This window comes from Pseudoalteromonas sp. JC28 (assembly GCF_013319255.1).
In the GTDB taxonomy this organism is placed as follows: Bacteria; Pseudomonadota; Gammaproteobacteria; order Enterobacterales; family Alteromonadaceae; genus Pseudoalteromonas.
In genome coordinates this window covers 1,122,374-1,137,573 of the sequence record NZ_QOKX01000001.1, presented here as the reverse complement: position 1 = coordinate 1,137,573, position 15,200 = coordinate 1,122,374, and the positions used below count along the sequence as shown (strand labels likewise).

The 15,200-nt window shown below is 41.9% G+C and carries 13 protein-coding genes; 11 read left to right on the top strand and 2 right to left on the bottom strand.

All coding sequences use genetic code 11. The features are described 5' to 3' along the window. Positions 1-13: 13 nt before the first annotated feature. The gene (locus tag DS891_RS04945) at positions 14-814 is read right to left on the bottom strand and encodes a DUF2989 domain-containing protein (RefSeq protein WP_095727874.1); all 801 of its coding nucleotides are present in this window, start codon (positions 812-814) and stop codon (positions 14-16) included. Between the two features lie 188 nt (positions 815-1,002). On the opposite strand from DS891_RS04945, the gene DS891_RS04940 reads away from it, so the two are divergent. From DS891_RS04940 to DS891_RS04910, 7 genes are all read left to right on the top strand, one after another. Beyond that, positions 1,003-2,448, top strand: coding sequence for a glyceraldehyde-3-phosphate dehydrogenase (locus DS891_RS04940; protein ID WP_010604517.1), 1,446 nt, complete (start codon positions 1,003-1,005; stop codon positions 2,446-2,448). Between the two features lie 245 nt (positions 2,449-2,693). Beyond that, a complete protein-coding gene (locus tag DS891_RS04935) occupies positions 2,694-3,821 on the top strand; it encodes a carboxypeptidase family protein (protein ID WP_174169028.1) in 1,128 nt (375 codons plus the stop codon). Positions 3,822-3,956: 135 nt separating this feature from the next. Continuing rightward, a complete protein-coding gene (locus tag DS891_RS04930; protein WP_174169027.1) occupies positions 3,957-5,627 on the top strand; it encodes a sodium:alanine symporter family protein in 1,671 nt (556 codons plus the stop codon). A 108-nt stretch (positions 5,628-5,735) separates the two neighbouring features. After that, positions 5,736-6,062 carry a hypothetical protein gene (locus DS891_RS04925; protein ID WP_010604520.1) on the top strand — a complete coding sequence of 109 codons (327 nt, stop codon included), beginning with the start codon at positions 5,736-5,738 and terminating at the stop codon, positions 6,060-6,062. Positions 6,063-6,064: 2 nt separating this feature from the next. Continuing rightward, entirely contained in the window at positions 6,065-6,346 is a 282-nt protein-coding gene (locus tag DS891_RS04920) for a YeaC family protein (protein ID WP_010604521.1), read from the top strand. After that, entirely contained in the window at positions 6,336-9,020 is a 2,685-nt protein-coding gene (locus tag DS891_RS04915) for a DUF349 domain-containing protein (RefSeq protein WP_174169026.1), read from the top strand. Before DS891_RS04920 ends, DS891_RS04915 begins: the two co-directional genes overlap by 11 nt. 355 nt (positions 9,021-9,375) lie before the next feature. Continuing rightward, positions 9,376-9,990 (top strand): MarC family protein, encoded by a 615-nt coding sequence (locus DS891_RS04910; RefSeq protein ID WP_010604523.1) that lies wholly within the window; start codon positions 9,376-9,378, stop codon positions 9,988-9,990. Between the two features lie 146 nt (positions 9,991-10,136). On the opposite strand, the gene DS891_RS04905 is transcribed toward DS891_RS04910, so the two are convergent. Continuing rightward, entirely contained in the window at positions 10,137-10,799 is a 663-nt protein-coding gene (locus tag DS891_RS04905; protein ID WP_102056631.1) for an FMN-dependent NADH-azoreductase, read from the bottom strand. A gap of 107 nt (positions 10,800-10,906) precedes the next feature. On the opposite strand from DS891_RS04905, the gene DS891_RS04900 reads away from it, so the two are divergent. The 4 genes from DS891_RS04900 to DS891_RS04885 all read left to right on the top strand — a co-directional run bounded on the left by DS891_RS04900 (position 10,907) and on the right by DS891_RS04885 (position 15,104). Then, positions 10,907-11,794 (top strand): LysR family transcriptional regulator, encoded by an 888-nt coding sequence (locus DS891_RS04900; protein ID WP_174169025.1) that lies wholly within the window; start codon positions 10,907-10,909, stop codon positions 11,792-11,794. A 119-nt stretch (positions 11,795-11,913) separates the two neighbouring features. Beyond that, complete coding sequence (locus DS891_RS04895; protein ID WP_174169094.1) at positions 11,914-12,717, top strand: PhnD/SsuA/transferrin family substrate-binding protein; 804 nt, start codon at positions 11,914-11,916, stop codon at positions 12,715-12,717. A gap of 31 nt (positions 12,718-12,748) precedes the next feature. Further along, a complete protein-coding gene (locus DS891_RS04890) occupies positions 12,749-14,362 on the top strand; it encodes a sensor histidine kinase (protein ID WP_254605672.1) in 1,614 nt (537 codons plus the stop codon). A gap of 244 nt (positions 14,363-14,606) precedes the next feature. Continuing rightward, positions 14,607-15,104 (top strand): RNA polymerase sigma factor, encoded by a 498-nt coding sequence (locus DS891_RS04885; protein WP_174169024.1) that lies wholly within the window; start codon positions 14,607-14,609, stop codon positions 15,102-15,104. The last annotated feature ends 96 nt before the right edge of the window (positions 15,105-15,200 follow it).

Genomic DNA, 15,200 nt, shown 5'->3' with positions numbered 1-15,200 from the left:
TTTATAACTAAGCTCAAAAATCTCGTGGGGAAACAAACTCCCCAGCTTGAATGCTTTCGTAAGTTCTTTGCGCCAATGAATCTAAGTTGGCTAAATCTTTGCCCATTGAAGCCAGTTGGTTTGTTACTGGAATAATATCAATATCTTCAACCCCAGAAAGCTGGGCCACTCGGGCAAAAGTATATGCGTGCTTATACTTTTCGTGTTTGTAGAAAATACTGACTAAAGATGAATAGACTTCTGGGTTAGGGGTATGACCTCTTTTATTCAGCTCTAATACGCGGTAGAGAATATCAACGGTTTTATCGTCATCTACTTTGGCATAAAACTCTGCGAGGAAAAGCTGAATTTCGGGATCGTTTTGGACCCTAGGGTCGTCTTGCATATTCAGTAGCTTGTTCATTGCTGTGCGATCACTGTTACGAGACCAATGATAATAGAGCAGGCCTGGGTGGTTACTGCCTTTTGTTTCATTGTAAATACGCGTCATTTCTTTTAGTGCGGTGAGATGACCTTCCACTCGTGAAGTGGTTTTTTCTTTTAACTTGATGTGCTCAATTTTGGCGGCGCGAGAAACACATTGGTTGTAGCTTTCTAAATTTTGCAACAAGTCATATTTGTTTTCGTCCGTTGGAGACTTGTATTCGTGGTAGCGCGCGTAAATTAGCGACGCACGTTCGTCTTTACAGTGACTGTCTTTATTTAAGTCTTCACAAAAACCAGGCGTTTCGCTACACACTTGGTTCAAGGTTAGGGTGTCGTCGCAACCAGCAAGTAGTAACGCTGCAAAGACTAGCGACTTTTTAAACGCCATAGTTTGACCTCAATGATTTTTTATAATTATAGGGGGTTACGCCCGAATAAACAGGGTAGAGCTAATAGTTTACTAGTTTAACGCAATGAATTGTTCGGTAACAGTGGAGAATCACGGCAGTTTAAATTAGAATAGCCGTGCCCATTCGGGCTATCCGTTCAAAGAAAATTGTTTATTAGGCAGAAAAAATGACCTTATCTCACGAGCAAGAATATCAAAACAGCTGGCAAGAGCGTCAAGATTATGCAGAAAGCATGCAACCCCTAATCGGTCGTCTATACCGTAACAAAGGCGTTGAAATCTCTGTATACGGTCGTCCTCTTGTGAGCGCAAGCACCATTGATGTTATCAAAGCACACAAAACAGTAGCACGCTTTGAAGAGCGTAAACTACGTCTTCGTGAAAGCTTTCCATTCTTAGAAGTGATCAGCAAAATGGAATTAGCACCAGGTCGTGTTGACCTTGGTAAGCTAGCTTATGCCTACATTTATAAAAATGCAGGTGAAGGCCGCTCAATCGAAGAGTTTTTAAATGCAGAACTTGCAGAATTACTAAACCAAGGTGCACGTCCAGAACCTCGTGACGTCGTTCTTTATGGTTTTGGTCGCATTGGCCGTTTATTAGCACGCCTACTTATCGAACGTGGCGGCTCTCACGCTGATTTACGCCTTCGTGCAATTGTTGTTCGCGGTGGCCGCGATGGTGATCTCGAGAAACGTGCAAGCTTATTGCGCCGTGACTCAATTCATGGTCCTTTCAATGGTTCAATCACAGTAGACCATGAAAAAGGTGCGATTAAAGCAAATGGTAACTACATTCAGATTATCTACGCAAACTCACCTGAAGAAGTGGATTACACAAAATACGGTATTGAAAACGCGCTTATCGTAGATAACACAGGTGTGTGGAAAGACGAAGATGGCTTAGGTAAGCACCTTAAGTCAATCGGTGCGTCTAAAGTGTTACTTACAGCGCCAGCTAAAGGTGACATCAAAAACATCGTTTATGGTGTTAACAACTCAGACATTCAGTCTGAAGACAAGATTGTGTCTGCAGCAAGCTGTACAACTAACGCAATCACACCGGTATTAAAAGCACTTAACGACAAGTTTGGTATTAAGAATGGTCACGTTGAAACGGTTCACTCTTACACCAATGACCAAAACTTGATCGACAACTACCACAAAGCTGAGCGTCGTGGTCGTAGTGCAGCATTGAACATGGTTATTACTTCAACCGGTGCTGCGAAAGCGGTTGCTAAAGCACTTCCAGAGCTTGCTGGTAAACTAACTGGTAACGCAATTCGTGTACCAACACCAAACGTATCAATGGCAATTCTTAACCTAAACCTAGGTAAAGAAACAACTGCTGAAGAGCTAAATGAATTCCTTCGTGAGTCTTCACTTTACTCTGAACTACGTGACCAGATTGACTACACTGCATCAACAGAAATCGTGTCTACTGACCTTGTGGGTAGCCGTTATGCAGGTGTGGTTGACTCAAAAGCAACCATCGTTGATGGCGACCGCGTAGTACTTTACGTATGGTACGATAACGAGTTTGGTTACAGCTGTCAGGTTGTACGTGTAATGCAAGACATGGCGGAAGTAAAATTCCCGAGCCTACCTCGCTAACACGAAATTTACGACAAAAAGCCAGCACCAGCTGGCTTTTTTAGTTTTTGAAACAAATTGGTTGTGGTAGGCTTGCAAAGATAGGTCAGCTACAATTAGCTAACAAAAAGTTACACCTTAACTTTGTGCAAAGGCAGGCACAGTATTACCTCTTTTTGAGGCTTAATATTGTTCTAGACTGAAGCAAAGTTGAGTATGGTAACAGTGTATTTACACAACAGTTTTTAACTTATTTAGGGAAACCTATGCGCATTACGAGTAATTTCGATAGTGGTAATATCAAGGTGGTAAAAGCAGAATCACCTGCGGATATTCAACTAGAAATCAATAAAGACAATGAGTCTGACTTTTTTCAATGGTTTCACTTTAGACTTGAGTCTACGCCTTTTTTAGAGCACAAAATTCATATCAACCAACTACTAAACTCAGCATACCCTGAAGGTTGGGATGACTATCATGCGGTTGCATCTTACGATCGTCAAACTTGGTTCCGTGTGCCAACCCGTTATGAGAATGGCACATTAACTATCGATTTTGAGCCTGAATGTGTTCATACCTACTTTGCTTATTTTGCTCCTTATAGTTATGAGCGCCATTTAGACTTAGTCTACTGGGCTCAAGCCCACGATGCGTGCGTTGTAGAGACGCTAGGTCAAACACTTGACGGCCGTGATATGAGCTTACTCACTATTGGTGAGCCGTCAGATGAGAAGAAAAAGATTTGGATCACGGCGCGCCAGCACCCGGGTGAAACGATGGCAGAGTGGTTTGTTGAAGGTCTACTTCACAAACTATTGGATGACGAAGACCCACATGCTGCTGCACTGTTATCGAAAGCGATATTTTATGTCGTGCCAAATATGAATCCGGACGGCAGCGTTCGTGGTCATCTTCGCACTAATGCAAAAGGCGTTAACCTTAACCGTGAATGGCAAACCCCGACACTTGAGAACTCACCTGAAGTTTATTATGTATTAAATAAAATGCATGAAACTGGGTTGGATATGTACCTAGATATTCATGGTGACGAAGCACTACCGTATAACTTCGTTGCGGGCAGTGAAGGTATTCCGAGTTATGATGAGCGCCTACAGCGTTTGGAAGAGTCTTTCAAGGCGGCACTGTTAACTATCACACCTGAGTTCCAAGATGAATTTGGTTACGATAAAGATGCACCGGGTGAAGCAAACCTTACTGTAGCATCATGTGCTGTTGGTGAAGCGTTCAAAGCGTTGGCTTATACCGTTGAAATGCCGTTTAAGGATAATGCAAATCTGCCGGATCCATACTTCGGTTGGTCAGACCGACGCTCATATCAGTTTGGTCAAGACACCTTAGCTGCAATCTTAAATGTGGTTGACGACTTAAGATAAGCTTAAAGACGGGTAATCACCATATTGATTACCCGCTTATTTTTGTGCGTTTAAAAGAACAACAAAATAATATTTAAAAATAATAAGGTAGAACACCTCAACAGGGTGTAATAACAACAATAAAGGGGAATATTCGTGGATGCGTTAGGCAGCTTATTAGATAGCTTGGATGGAATGTTAGGTGGTTCACCTTGGTTCCCGTATGTACTGTTAGGGGTAGGTTTGTTTTTTACAATCTACTTGAAATTTCCACAGATCCGATATTTCAAACATGCTTGTAAAGTCGTTACCGGAAAATATGATAAAAAGGGCCTAGAAGGGGATACCACACACTTCCAAGCACTCGCAACGGCACTCTCTGGCACAGTTGGTACTGGTAATATTGGTGGGGTGGCGCTGGCAATTTCAATCGGCGGGCCAGCAGCATTATTTTGGATGTGGATGACGGCCTTTTTTGGTATGACAACCAAATTTGTGGAAGTCACGCTATCGCATAAATACCGTGTACAAACAGATGATGGCACAATGGCTGGTGGTCCAATGTATTATATGGATCGCCGCTTAAACATGAAGTGGCTAGCGGTATTATTTGCAATTGCTACTGTGATTAGCTCATTTGGTACAGGTAGTTTGCCGCAGATCAACAACATTGCTCAAGGTATGGAAGCGACCTTTGGTTTTGCACCGATGGCAACAGGTGCGGTGCTTTCTATTCTACTTGCTTTGGTTATTCTTGGTGGTATCAAGCGTATTGCTGCCATCACTTCTCGCGTTGTGCCATTAATGGCTGCGATTTATATTCTTGGCTCTTTTGCCGTTATTTTCTACAACATTGAGAATATCGTTCCTTCTTTCCTTTCTGTATTTACAGATGCTTTCACGGGATCTGCGGCAGCGGGTGGTTTCTTAGGGGCTTCTTTTGCGTATGCATTTAACCGTGGGGTTAACCGAGGTCTGTTTTCCAACGAAGCGGGTCAAGGTTCAGCGCCAATCGCGCACGCCTCGGCAAAAGCCGATGAGCCAGTGTCTGAAGGTATGGTTTCCATTCTTGAACCGTTTATTGACACAATTATTATCTGTACCTTGACGGGATTGGTTATTTTGTCATCGGGTGTGTGGACCGAAAAGTTCGAAACTCATTTTGAGCGCTCGTCTATGGTTATCTTAGACGGTAAATATGACGAATCGAATCAACAAGACCGAGATGCATTGTACGCCTACTTGAATGGTAAAAAAGAGCATACTGTCAAACCTTTCAATGGTGAGATTGAAGTCGTACAGGGTAAGGCGGTAACAGAAAACTTTACCGTGATCCACTCGCGTTCTATTGGTGAGCAAGTACGTTTTGGTATTACAGAGCGTCACAAGTACACAGGTACCGTCGAAGTGAAAGACGGCTTGCCAACAGACAATAGCATCAGCGTGATTGGTTACTCTTTAGTGCATTCGGCAGAGCTGACAACCAAAGCATTTACCCGAGGTTATTTGGGCGAAAATGGTAAATACATCGTTTCGATTGGCTTGTTGTTATTCGCGTTTTCTACGGCAATTGCATGGTCATACTATGGCGACCGCGCGATGATTTATCTTCTGGGCAGCCGCTCGGTCATGCCATATCGCGTATTCTATGTTGCAGGTTTCTTCTGGGCGTCGTTTGCTGATACGACACTAGTGTGGAAGTTGGCTGCAGTGGCCATTGTAGTGATGACCTTACCTAACTTATTTGGTATTTTACTACTCAGAAAAGAAATGAAATCTTCAGTTAAAGAATACTGGGAAGATTTCAACAAAGAACACAAACAGTGAGCGAATTTTAATTAAAATTATCTTGTCATTTAAGGACAAGAGTTCGCAAAGGTAGTAGAATAGGGCGCCTCACAGGTGCCCTTTTTTGTATTATGGAGAAGTAACACGATGGCAATAGCACAGTGCCCAAGCTGCGGTAAATCTATTTCCTCCAAACATAAGTCCTGCCCGCATTGTGAAACCAATTTAGCAGACTTTTCTCAAGAAGACAGAGAGAGAGCGGCCTCTAGAAACCGTGTAAAACGTCAGCAATCAGTAATGAATTACTCGTTTATTGCACTGATCTTAGTGCTAGGCGGATTCTTATATATCTATTGGCAGCAGCCTGAACCTAACTCGTTTGAAATGATTGCAAGCAAAAGCGCTATAGGCATAGGTGCGGTTTGGTACTTAATTAATCGAGTCATCCTCGTTATTTTGAAAAAGAAAAAGTAGTAATGAATGTAGATAGCTTAGTTCAAAATATTACCCCTGAAGTATTCGAGCGTTTGCAATACGGCGCGTCAACTGGAAAGTGGCCTGATGGTACGTCGCTAAGTGATGCGCAAAAAGAGCAAACCGTGCAGTTGGTCATGCTATATCAAGCAAAAGTAGCCAAGTCCAATGAGCAGTTCACCATCAACGAAAAAGGTGAAATGGTGCAAAAATCCAAACGCGAATTACAACAAGAATTCAAAGCCGACAACGAAATAGCTAGGTTCAGTGAAAATGATCTTTAAACACCTTTTTACACCGAAATGGAAACACCCTAAGGTTGACGTTCGCTCACAAGCAGTGGACAAGTTAGACTTAAGCAAAGACGCAACTTTACTACATACGCTAGCACTTGAGGACGAGTCTGCACAGATCAGAAAAAAGGTACTTACTAAGGTAAATGACCTTGGTCTTTGGTGGAAAGTTTATAAGCAAGATAGTGAGCTAAAAGAGCTTGCTGAGCAGAAAATTTCGAGTGCGGTTATTAATCAAGACACCGCACTGCAGAGCAACATTCGTGATGAATACATTGAACGCTATGCACCAGCTAAAACGCTTGAGAAAGTCGCGTTAATTGAAACTGATTTAACGAACAAAGTTAAACTGCTTAAGCGCCTTGCGAACGCCACGTTAATCGAAAAATCCTTCAAAGAAGGTGATGAAGCACTTCAGATCGCTATGTTGGAACTGATTGCACAGCATTCACTTGAAAAGAGTGTCCTAAAAGCAGCCAAAGGTGAAGCGCTGACTTCTCTTACTGGATCACTGGAGCAGCAGCGATTAGCAAAAGAAATGCCTACTCAAGTTGCTGAGCAAACGCGGGTTGTACTTGCCAAGTTAAACGCGCTAAGAGATAAGCAAAGCTATGAAATTGTGAACGCGCAAGCACAACAGTTATTTGCACAGTGGCAAAGCATTGAGCTTAAGTGGTTAGATGCTGAAACGGTAACTGCACTAGATGCAAAGTATCAACAAGTAGCAGATAAATTAAACCGTCATCTCAATGAGTTACAAGTTAAACATCAAGCGCAGCAAGCTGAGTTAATGCAAAAGCAAAATGAAGCCCTAGAGGTCGCTGAATTAACTGCTGAACTTGAGGCCATTGAAAAATCGGTCGAAGTTGCATGTAAAACACTAGACTTAGCCCCACACGATGCACTAGTTAAGCGTAGTGAAGTATTAAAAGGCAAAGTGTCTGCACCTCAATATGTCACTGTTGAAGCGCTTGGCGAGTTCACAAGAAAACTGCAAAATATTGAGCGTGATCTTGCCGATTTACCCGCACTTATTGCTGCAAGTGAAACCTTCAATAATGCCTTAGCAGAGTTGAAAGCAGTTGAAGTACCAACTTCATTAGAATCGCTTGATACCCAAATGCAAGCACAAAAAGACCGCTATGTTGCAGCGCGTAAAGCACTAGATTCACTGCCTAAGGTATTGCATAAATCAGCAAAAGCTGAGCTATCAGATGCAAGCCAAGTGTTTATGACAGCTATCGAGCCGCTGAAAAATGAGCAAGAAAAAGCACTCAAAATCGCGAAGAAGAAAGCACGCGATGTGCAACGATTAATTGATCAGGGCCGATTTAACGTGGCATTTGGCGTTTTTAATGGCTTTATCGAGCAGTTTGAGTTGCTAACGCCAAGCTACAAAAAGCAGCTCGAAAACCAGCATGAAAGCTTGTCTCAAGCATTAAAAGATCTTAAAGATTGGCAAAAGTATGCTGCTACACCTAAACGTGAAGAATTGCTTGCGGAGCTTGATAACAAACTCGCTGAGGAGGCGGTTGACCCAGTTAAGCGTGCTGAGGAAGTAAAATTACTTAGAGTACGTTGGAACGAGCTTGGTCATGTTGAAACGGAACAGGAAAAGGCACAAGCCGCTCAATTTGATGAAAAAATTGAATTATTGTTTGTACCGTGTCGCACTTACTTTGCGGAGCAAGAAGTACAGCGTGAGCAGGCAAAAATTGCACGTGAAGCGCTGATCGAGGAAGTGAAAGCGCTGCTTGGTACTTTGGATAACGAAGGTATTGATTGGCGAGAAGTTGAAGCACAATTTAATCGCCTAGCCAAAGCATGGAAAAATGCTGGCAATGTGGATGCCAAAGTCTATCAAAAGCTGAATTCGATTTACCGTGAGCACCATCAAGCGGTTTACGAGAAACTTAAAGCCTTCCATCAAGCCAATGCCGTTGAAAAGACCAAGCTAGTTGAAACTGCACAGCAGCAGCTAGAGGCTGAAGATTTGGCAGCAGCTTGTGACTTACTGAAATCATTGCAAAAACAGTGGCAGCAAATTGGTTTTGCTGGTGCCAAACAAGAGCATACTCTGTGGAAAGCATTTCGTGCCCATAATGATGCCGTGTTTGAAAAGCGCAGCGCACAATATGCAGAGCAAAAAGCACAGGAGAAGTCGCAGGAAGCCGAGCAGCGTCAGTTGTTAGCAGAGTTCGACAACAAGGTCATAGAAGCGGTAACTCAAAATGAACTGGTTGCTATTCGTAACGAACTCAATACGTTTATTGTAGTGCCAGGACTGAAGCAAGAAAAGAATCGTTTATTGTCTCAAGTGAAGTCGAAATTAGATGATCTGTTTTCATCTCAGCGTCGCGAAAAGTTCAATGAATTGGTGGAAGCGGTAGACACTGACGGTGATATTCCAAGCTCGTGGCAAGGTAGCAATAAAACCTCGCTAAACGCTGCTCAGTTGCTATTGAGGCTTGAGATTTTAACGAATCAGTCATCGCCAGAAGCGTTGCAAAGCGAGAGAATGTCTGAGCAAGTTGCGATGCTGGACGCAAAGCTGCAAGGTGAAGAAAGTAGCCTTGAGACTTACCTTATCAGTTATCTAGCTGAGGCTGAAAAAGCCGATATAGTGACTTCAAAGGGGAGATTATTGGCGGTCTTAAACGCTTAACTTCCTATACAGCCAACTTAAACCGTGCGGTTTGAGTTGGCCTCTTTCCGAATCAAGACCTTCCATTATTTTTCTCCTTGTTATCGCTAATTTGTTGATTATATATTTGGATTGCGTTGATTTCGGCCTGATACAAGCTCAATCACTTTCAAACCCACCTAAATCTTAAGTTCATCAGACATGATTAACTTGCTTGATATCAGCTTTAGTAATGAGCACGAAAAATTTAGTTAAGAAAAGCTATTTTATAGATCTATCTATAACAACTTGTGATACTGTTAATTTTAGTAAGATATTGATAATAAGTGAAAGGCAAGCTTCTACACCCCTAGATAATTTAAATTGGAAGCGGTTTATGACTGAAAAAATTTTGCACGACTTTCTAACCATATGGGTCACCATCGACCCTATTGGCACTATGGCGATATTCGTTGCGCTTACAGCTAATCTCTCTACTGAAGAACGTAAGAAGACGGCGATCAAAACTATAGCCTATGCTTCCATCATTTTGATAGGGTCCATAATTATTGGACAAATTCTATTAGGAGCTTTGGGTATTAGCCTACTTTCTTTTCAGGTTGCTGGTGGAGTTATATTGTTCTTATTTGGATTACAAATGGTTTTTTCTAAAGAATCCAGCGAGAATACGAAAGAGCCGATGCATGATATTTCCGTTTTTCCTTTAGCAATACCTTCTACTGCATCTCCTGGTGCAATTTTGGCAGTAATTTTAATTACTGATAATCACGTTTATACCATTCAAGAACAGCTAGTTACAGCTACTACTATGTTGGTTGTATTATTTATCACACTTTTAATGTTACTTTATTCCACGCGAATACTTCAATTTATCGGAGTTGCAGGAGCGTCACTACTTACTCGACTTATGGGCATGATACTCGCAGCATTATCAGTAGAGTTCATTATGGAAGCCATTGGCGTCAGCAAGTGGGTAGAAAACGCGCTATGATTTCATTAAGTATATGCATGCTAATCAATGTGGTTACTACTGTAATAATCCAAATCAGTTTAAAAGGAAAGCCCAAACTCAGAAAGTAAGATTACCTATTGCTATAAGCACTAAGCTGCGTGAGCGTAATACGCTCACTTGTGCTCTTACTTAGCGCTAAGTATTTGCGCTAGTTTGTGTACATCATCAATAGCACGTTGTTTTGAGTGCTTATGCCTGTCATCTCCAAACTCTTGATACTCAGATGCGATTTCATAAAACGCCTCAGCACCTAAATATGGAGCCAACTGCTCGATATGGCTACTTAGATGATTCAAATGATATTGTGACTCACCTTTTTTAAATGCAAATTCTCCCCAAGATGCCAGTAACACGAGAGTTTTACCCGATAAAATTGGCTCAAGTGGTTTATCACCTCGTGCTAAATCAAAGCTGAAGGTTTTATTTACTCGGATCGCCAGATCAAACCAAGCCTTTAGCACGGCAGGCATGCCGTAGTTATACATAGGGCTTGCGATCACGATAATATCGGCATTGGTCACTTCTTTGATAATTTCGTCAGACTCAGCGAGTACTAAGCGTTGCTCTTCGCTCAACACGCCTTTTGCAAATGCAGCCGCTATAAATGCTTCATCGATGAATGCAGGTTGTTTCACGGAGAGGTCGCGATGGGTGATTTCCACTTCATGTGTGAAGCAGCTAAATTTTGTCAAAAATTGCTCACCTAACATCCGGCTAATTGACTGATGTTGCGAACTCGTCTCACTATACTTTCTTACGCTACTACTTATATATAGAATGTTTTTCATGGCTTTTCTCCAGTTGTGTCTTGTGTTTTATTTTGTGCCTGCGAGAGCAATGTGACAACTGAGAAGAATCCATAAATAGATGAGATAAACTAACTTATAGGTTTGCTATGTTCACACATTTACCGTCTTTGAATAACATAAAAACCTTTGCGGTTGCTGCGCACTACTTGAGCTTTAAAGATGCGGCGCGGGTACTTAATGTTACGCCTACGGCAGTGTCACATCAGATAAAGTCACTGGAATCACAGTTAAGGGTTCAGCTTTTTGAGCGAAAAACGCGAGTAGTGCAATTAACATTACAAGGACAGGCACTTGCAAAGGTGTGTATTGATTCACTCAATATGCTCGATAATGCGTTTATTGAGTTTACCGAGCAAAAGAATGATTTGCTTATTTCATGTTGTAATTCATTTGCTGCACTTTGGCTTGCTCCGAATATGGCTGCCATTAATCATGCTTTCCCAAACCAAACCGTCACAATATGCGCGAGCGATCAACTCATTGATTTAAATAAAGAGAAGCATATTGATATCGCCCTGCGTTATGGCAAAGCGGATCCGAATTCTAATGAAACTCATCTTATTACCGAGAAAATTGGGCTTTATGCTAGCCCAAATTATCGGGTGCCAGACCAAGGTAAACCTGTACTATTTCTCACCCATTGGCAAGACGAAACGGGGCTTGAAAATATTCCTTGGCGAGCGCACATTGACGAAAGCCATTATGACTTGCGTTATTTTGAGCAAGAACACTTTGTCTTGCAGGCGGCTGTGGCCGGGCAAGGGCTGGCACTATTGAGCGATGTATTAGCAGAGTTAGCAGTAATACAGGGGTGGTTAAGTAAAAGCCCAACAATGGAGGAATTTTCAGGCTATGGCTATTGGCTCAGGCAAACGACTTATCGCAAGAGTTCGGCGATTGTTCACCAGTTTACCATTTGGCTGGCAAGCGCGTTACAAAATATCAAGGCCAACAAAGATAAGGACATAAGATAAAAAGATAAAGGGCAGGCACTTTTATCAATGAGCAAATAAGCCGTTTTTTAATATTGATCTATACTTTTGTGGAGCTTAAGTCCTTATTCGAAAAGTGTTTATTGCTAGGTGGTGATGTGATGATAAAAATCCTGCTGATGAGTCTCATTTTATTTCCCGCTTTATGTTTGAGTGGTGATTATACCTTCGCCTTTGTGCCGCAGCAGTCTGCAAATAAGTTAGCCAAAAATTGGCAGCCTATTCTCGATTATCTCAGTGATAAGACCGAAGATAACTACACGTTTAAAACCGCTAAAGATATACCAACCTTTGAAGCCCGGGTGTTGAAGCAAGAGTATGATGTAGCATACATGAATCCCTATCACTTTGTTGTATTTAATGAGCAGGCAGGTTATCAAGCTATCGCCAAGCAAAGAGATAAAATGATCAAAGGGATCATCGTGGTTAAAAAGGGAACGGGTATTACTGACTTATCGCAGTTGCGAGGAGAGACGCTTGCTTTTCCGGCTCCTGCTGCATTCGCTGCAAGCATTTTGCCCCGTGGTGAACTTGTGAAACAAGGTATTGAATTTACACCAAGGTATGTCTCTTCCCATGATTCTGTTTATCTCAACGTGTCGAGAGGATTTGTAAAAGCGGGCGGTGGTGTTATGCGTACTTTCAACAACGCCGATCCCAAAATTAAATCACAACTTGACATTCTCTGGATGACAAAAGGTTATACGCCCCATGCATTTGCCGTTAAAAAAACAATGCCAGAAGACGCAAGGCAAAGATTAGTAGAGGCGTTGACCTCTCTTGAACTGAGTGAAGAGGGCATTAGGCTACTCGAAGCCGTGAACTTCAAAGGCATTATGGCGGCGTCGAACGAGGACTGGCAAGACGTAAAAGCATTAGAATTAGAAACCTTAGTTGGCAATTAGTACGCGGACTATTAAGAAGCCCCACAACTGAATGAAAAGGCTATCGTTAAGACTCAAAACCATGATTGGCACCGCTATTATTGAAGCGGTGTTGTTGAGTGCGCTCATATTTGTAGTGATTGATTTTATGATGGAGTCTGCAAATGACGCCATGAATAAACGCGCAACGACGACCGCAAGCCTGTTTGCGAGTGCGACCAAAGATGCGGTGCTGTCATACGATTTGGCCACACTGGATGCTTTTACCAATGAGTTATTAAGTAACCCAGATATCCTTTACGTTAAAGTCATCGATGGTGAAAACCAAACTCTTTCTTTTGCAGGTAACGAGCGCTTAAAAGAACGTACATTTGAAGGTGATACGTTAGTTGAAACAGTTACCGACGGTATTTTTGATATTCATGCTGATATTGTTGAGGGTGGGACACTGTTTGGCACCATTCAAATAGGCATAGATATTGGCACCATAAATCGAGCTATGTCAGAGGTAAAACGCTGGACGGTTTCCATCGCGCTGTTTGAAATGGCGTTAGTTGCTATTTTCTCTTATTTTCTCGGTATATATCTCACAACCAATCTGTATATACTGAAGAATCAAGCTAAATTTATCGCTCGGAATGTCAAAAACGGCGTGTTTGATTTCAAATGGAAACCAATACAGAGTAAAGATGAGTTACAAGAGCTATCTTTGGCGTTTGATGAGCTATCACAAACCTTAGCCGAAGAGCATGAGCGTCGAGAGCGATATAAGCATGACTTGATTGAGCTAAATAAACATCTAGAAGAATTAGTGGCGCAAAGAACTGAAAAACTGAATCAGAAAAATCAGCAGCTTGAGGCTACCAATAGAGAGCTTGAAGCCGCACAGCAACAGCTTGTTCACTCAGAAAAAATGGCATCGGTGGGTCAATTAGCCGCCGGGGTTGCCCATGAAATAAATAATCCGCTCGGTTTTGTCATGAGTAATCTCGATGTGATGCGTCACTATCATGGCGATTATGCCGAACTTGCAAAGCGTGCGATTCAGCTTGGACTTGAACCCAGTACATTCGTAGCGTTTAATCAGTTTATTCAAGACAAAGACTTTGCTTTTATTAATAGCGATTGTACTGAGCTTATTGACGAGTCGATGACTGGGCTACAAAGAGTGTCTGCAATTGTGAACGACCTCAAACAGTTTTCAAGGGCAGATACTATTCAATTGCAACCTTGTGATATTAACGCCTGTATTAAGACAACGTTAAATCTGGTGGAGAGTAAGCTCAAATATCATGCTAATGTGATCACACAACTGAATGAAGTCCCTCAAGTGCTCGGTAATCAAGGTAAACTAATTCAAGTATTAACGAATTTACTGATCAATGCGGCTCAGGCATTGAAAAGCGAAGGAGAGATCCGCGTCTCAACAAGTCTAGAACAACAGCGTGTACTGATCCGAATTCAAGATGACGGGGTGGGGATCCCCGAAGAAATAAAAGATAAAATATTTGACCCATTTTTTACGACTAAGCCCATTGGCAACGGGACAGGCTTAGGCCTTTCAATAAGTTATGACATTATTAAAGAGCATGGTGGCGAGCTTGTAGTAGAAAGTGAGGTTGGGATTGGAAGCTGTTTTACTATCACCCTGCCTGTTTCTCCTTGAACTCGAAAAGCAGTTTGATCTTGCCCTTGTTATTCAACACTCAAGTATAAATTATCCGCAGTTCAGATCCGCATTCTGGTAATGAATATCAGTTGGTGTGAGCCTGAGACAAAGGATTTCTAAATAAAGGGTGATGGATTACCTTCACCTACTTAGGCTTTATATCTCAGAAGTATTGCAATTTTCATAAATGGTAATTATTATCATTCGCAATTTTTGCAAGGACTTGCGTGTTGACTTATAAATGATGTATTCACAAGAAATATTACAGTCACTCTCCTCAAATGAATGTGCACTTAAACGTTTTCTGACTAGCAAGCTTGGTTGCTCAGATACAGCGTCAGACATTCTACAAATCATTGCTGAAAAGCTGTTAAAGATGAAAACAAATCGAAATGTAGAAAATCCAACTGCCTATCTGTATCGCTCCGCCCACAATGAAGTCATTAATTACTTCCGTACTGAACAGGCTAGAACCCAGTATGAAAAAGCGTACATGACGACATGTATTGATAGTCAAATAGCCGATATTTCAAAGTGCCATATCAGCTCGTGTGAGCTTCGTTGCATAAACTTGGCACTGGACGAGCTGCCATTGTTAACCCGGCAGATATTTTTTATGTACACCATCAAGGGTGTTAAACAACGAGATATTGCCACACAGTTAGCAATTAGCCTGTCAAATGTAGAAAAGCGTCTCACCGTAGCAATAAACTTTTGTAAAGAGGTACTGTCTCGGTAAGTACGGGTGGCACTTTCGCTGCTCGCACATAAAAAGTATGACGAACACCTTTCAGTTACTACTTATCTTAATGCTCGCCGTTACGCTAAAGCGGAT

Excerpts from the sequence above, each read along its gene's own strand:
- DS891_RS04945 (WP_095727874.1), bottom strand. The coding sequence starts at position 814 with ATGGCGTTTAAAAAGTCGCTAGTCTTTGCAGCGTTACTACTTGCTGGT.
- DS891_RS04940 (WP_010604517.1), top strand. The coding sequence starts at position 1,003 with ATGACCTTATCTCACGAGCAAGAATATCAAAACAGCTGGCAAGAGCGT.
- DS891_RS04935 (WP_174169028.1), top strand. The coding sequence starts at position 2,694 with ATGCGCATTACGAGTAATTTCGATAGTGGTAATATCAAGGTGGTAAAA.
- DS891_RS04925 (WP_010604520.1), top strand. The coding sequence starts at position 5,736 with ATGGCAATAGCACAGTGCCCAAGCTGCGGTAAATCTATTTCCTCCAAA.
- DS891_RS04920 (WP_010604521.1), top strand. The coding sequence starts at position 6,065 with ATGAATGTAGATAGCTTAGTTCAAAATATTACCCCTGAAGTATTCGAG.
- DS891_RS04915 (WP_174169026.1), top strand. The coding sequence starts at position 6,336 with ATGATCTTTAAACACCTTTTTACACCGAAATGGAAACACCCTAAGGTT.
- DS891_RS04910 (WP_010604523.1), top strand. The coding sequence starts at position 9,376 with ATGACTGAAAAAATTTTGCACGACTTTCTAACCATATGGGTCACCATC.
- DS891_RS04905 (WP_102056631.1), bottom strand. The coding sequence starts at position 10,799 with ATGAAAAACATTCTATATATAAGTAGTAGCGTAAGAAAGTATAGTGAG.
- DS891_RS04900 (WP_174169025.1), top strand. The coding sequence starts at position 10,907 with ATGTTCACACATTTACCGTCTTTGAATAACATAAAAACCTTTGCGGTT.
- DS891_RS04895 (WP_174169094.1), top strand. The coding sequence starts at position 11,914 with ATGATAAAAATCCTGCTGATGAGTCTCATTTTATTTCCCGCTTTATGT.
- DS891_RS04890 (WP_254605672.1), top strand. The coding sequence starts at position 12,749 with ATGAAAAGGCTATCGTTAAGACTCAAAACCATGATTGGCACCGCTATT.
- DS891_RS04885 (WP_174169024.1), top strand. The coding sequence starts at position 14,607 with ATGATGTATTCACAAGAAATATTACAGTCACTCTCCTCAAATGAATGT.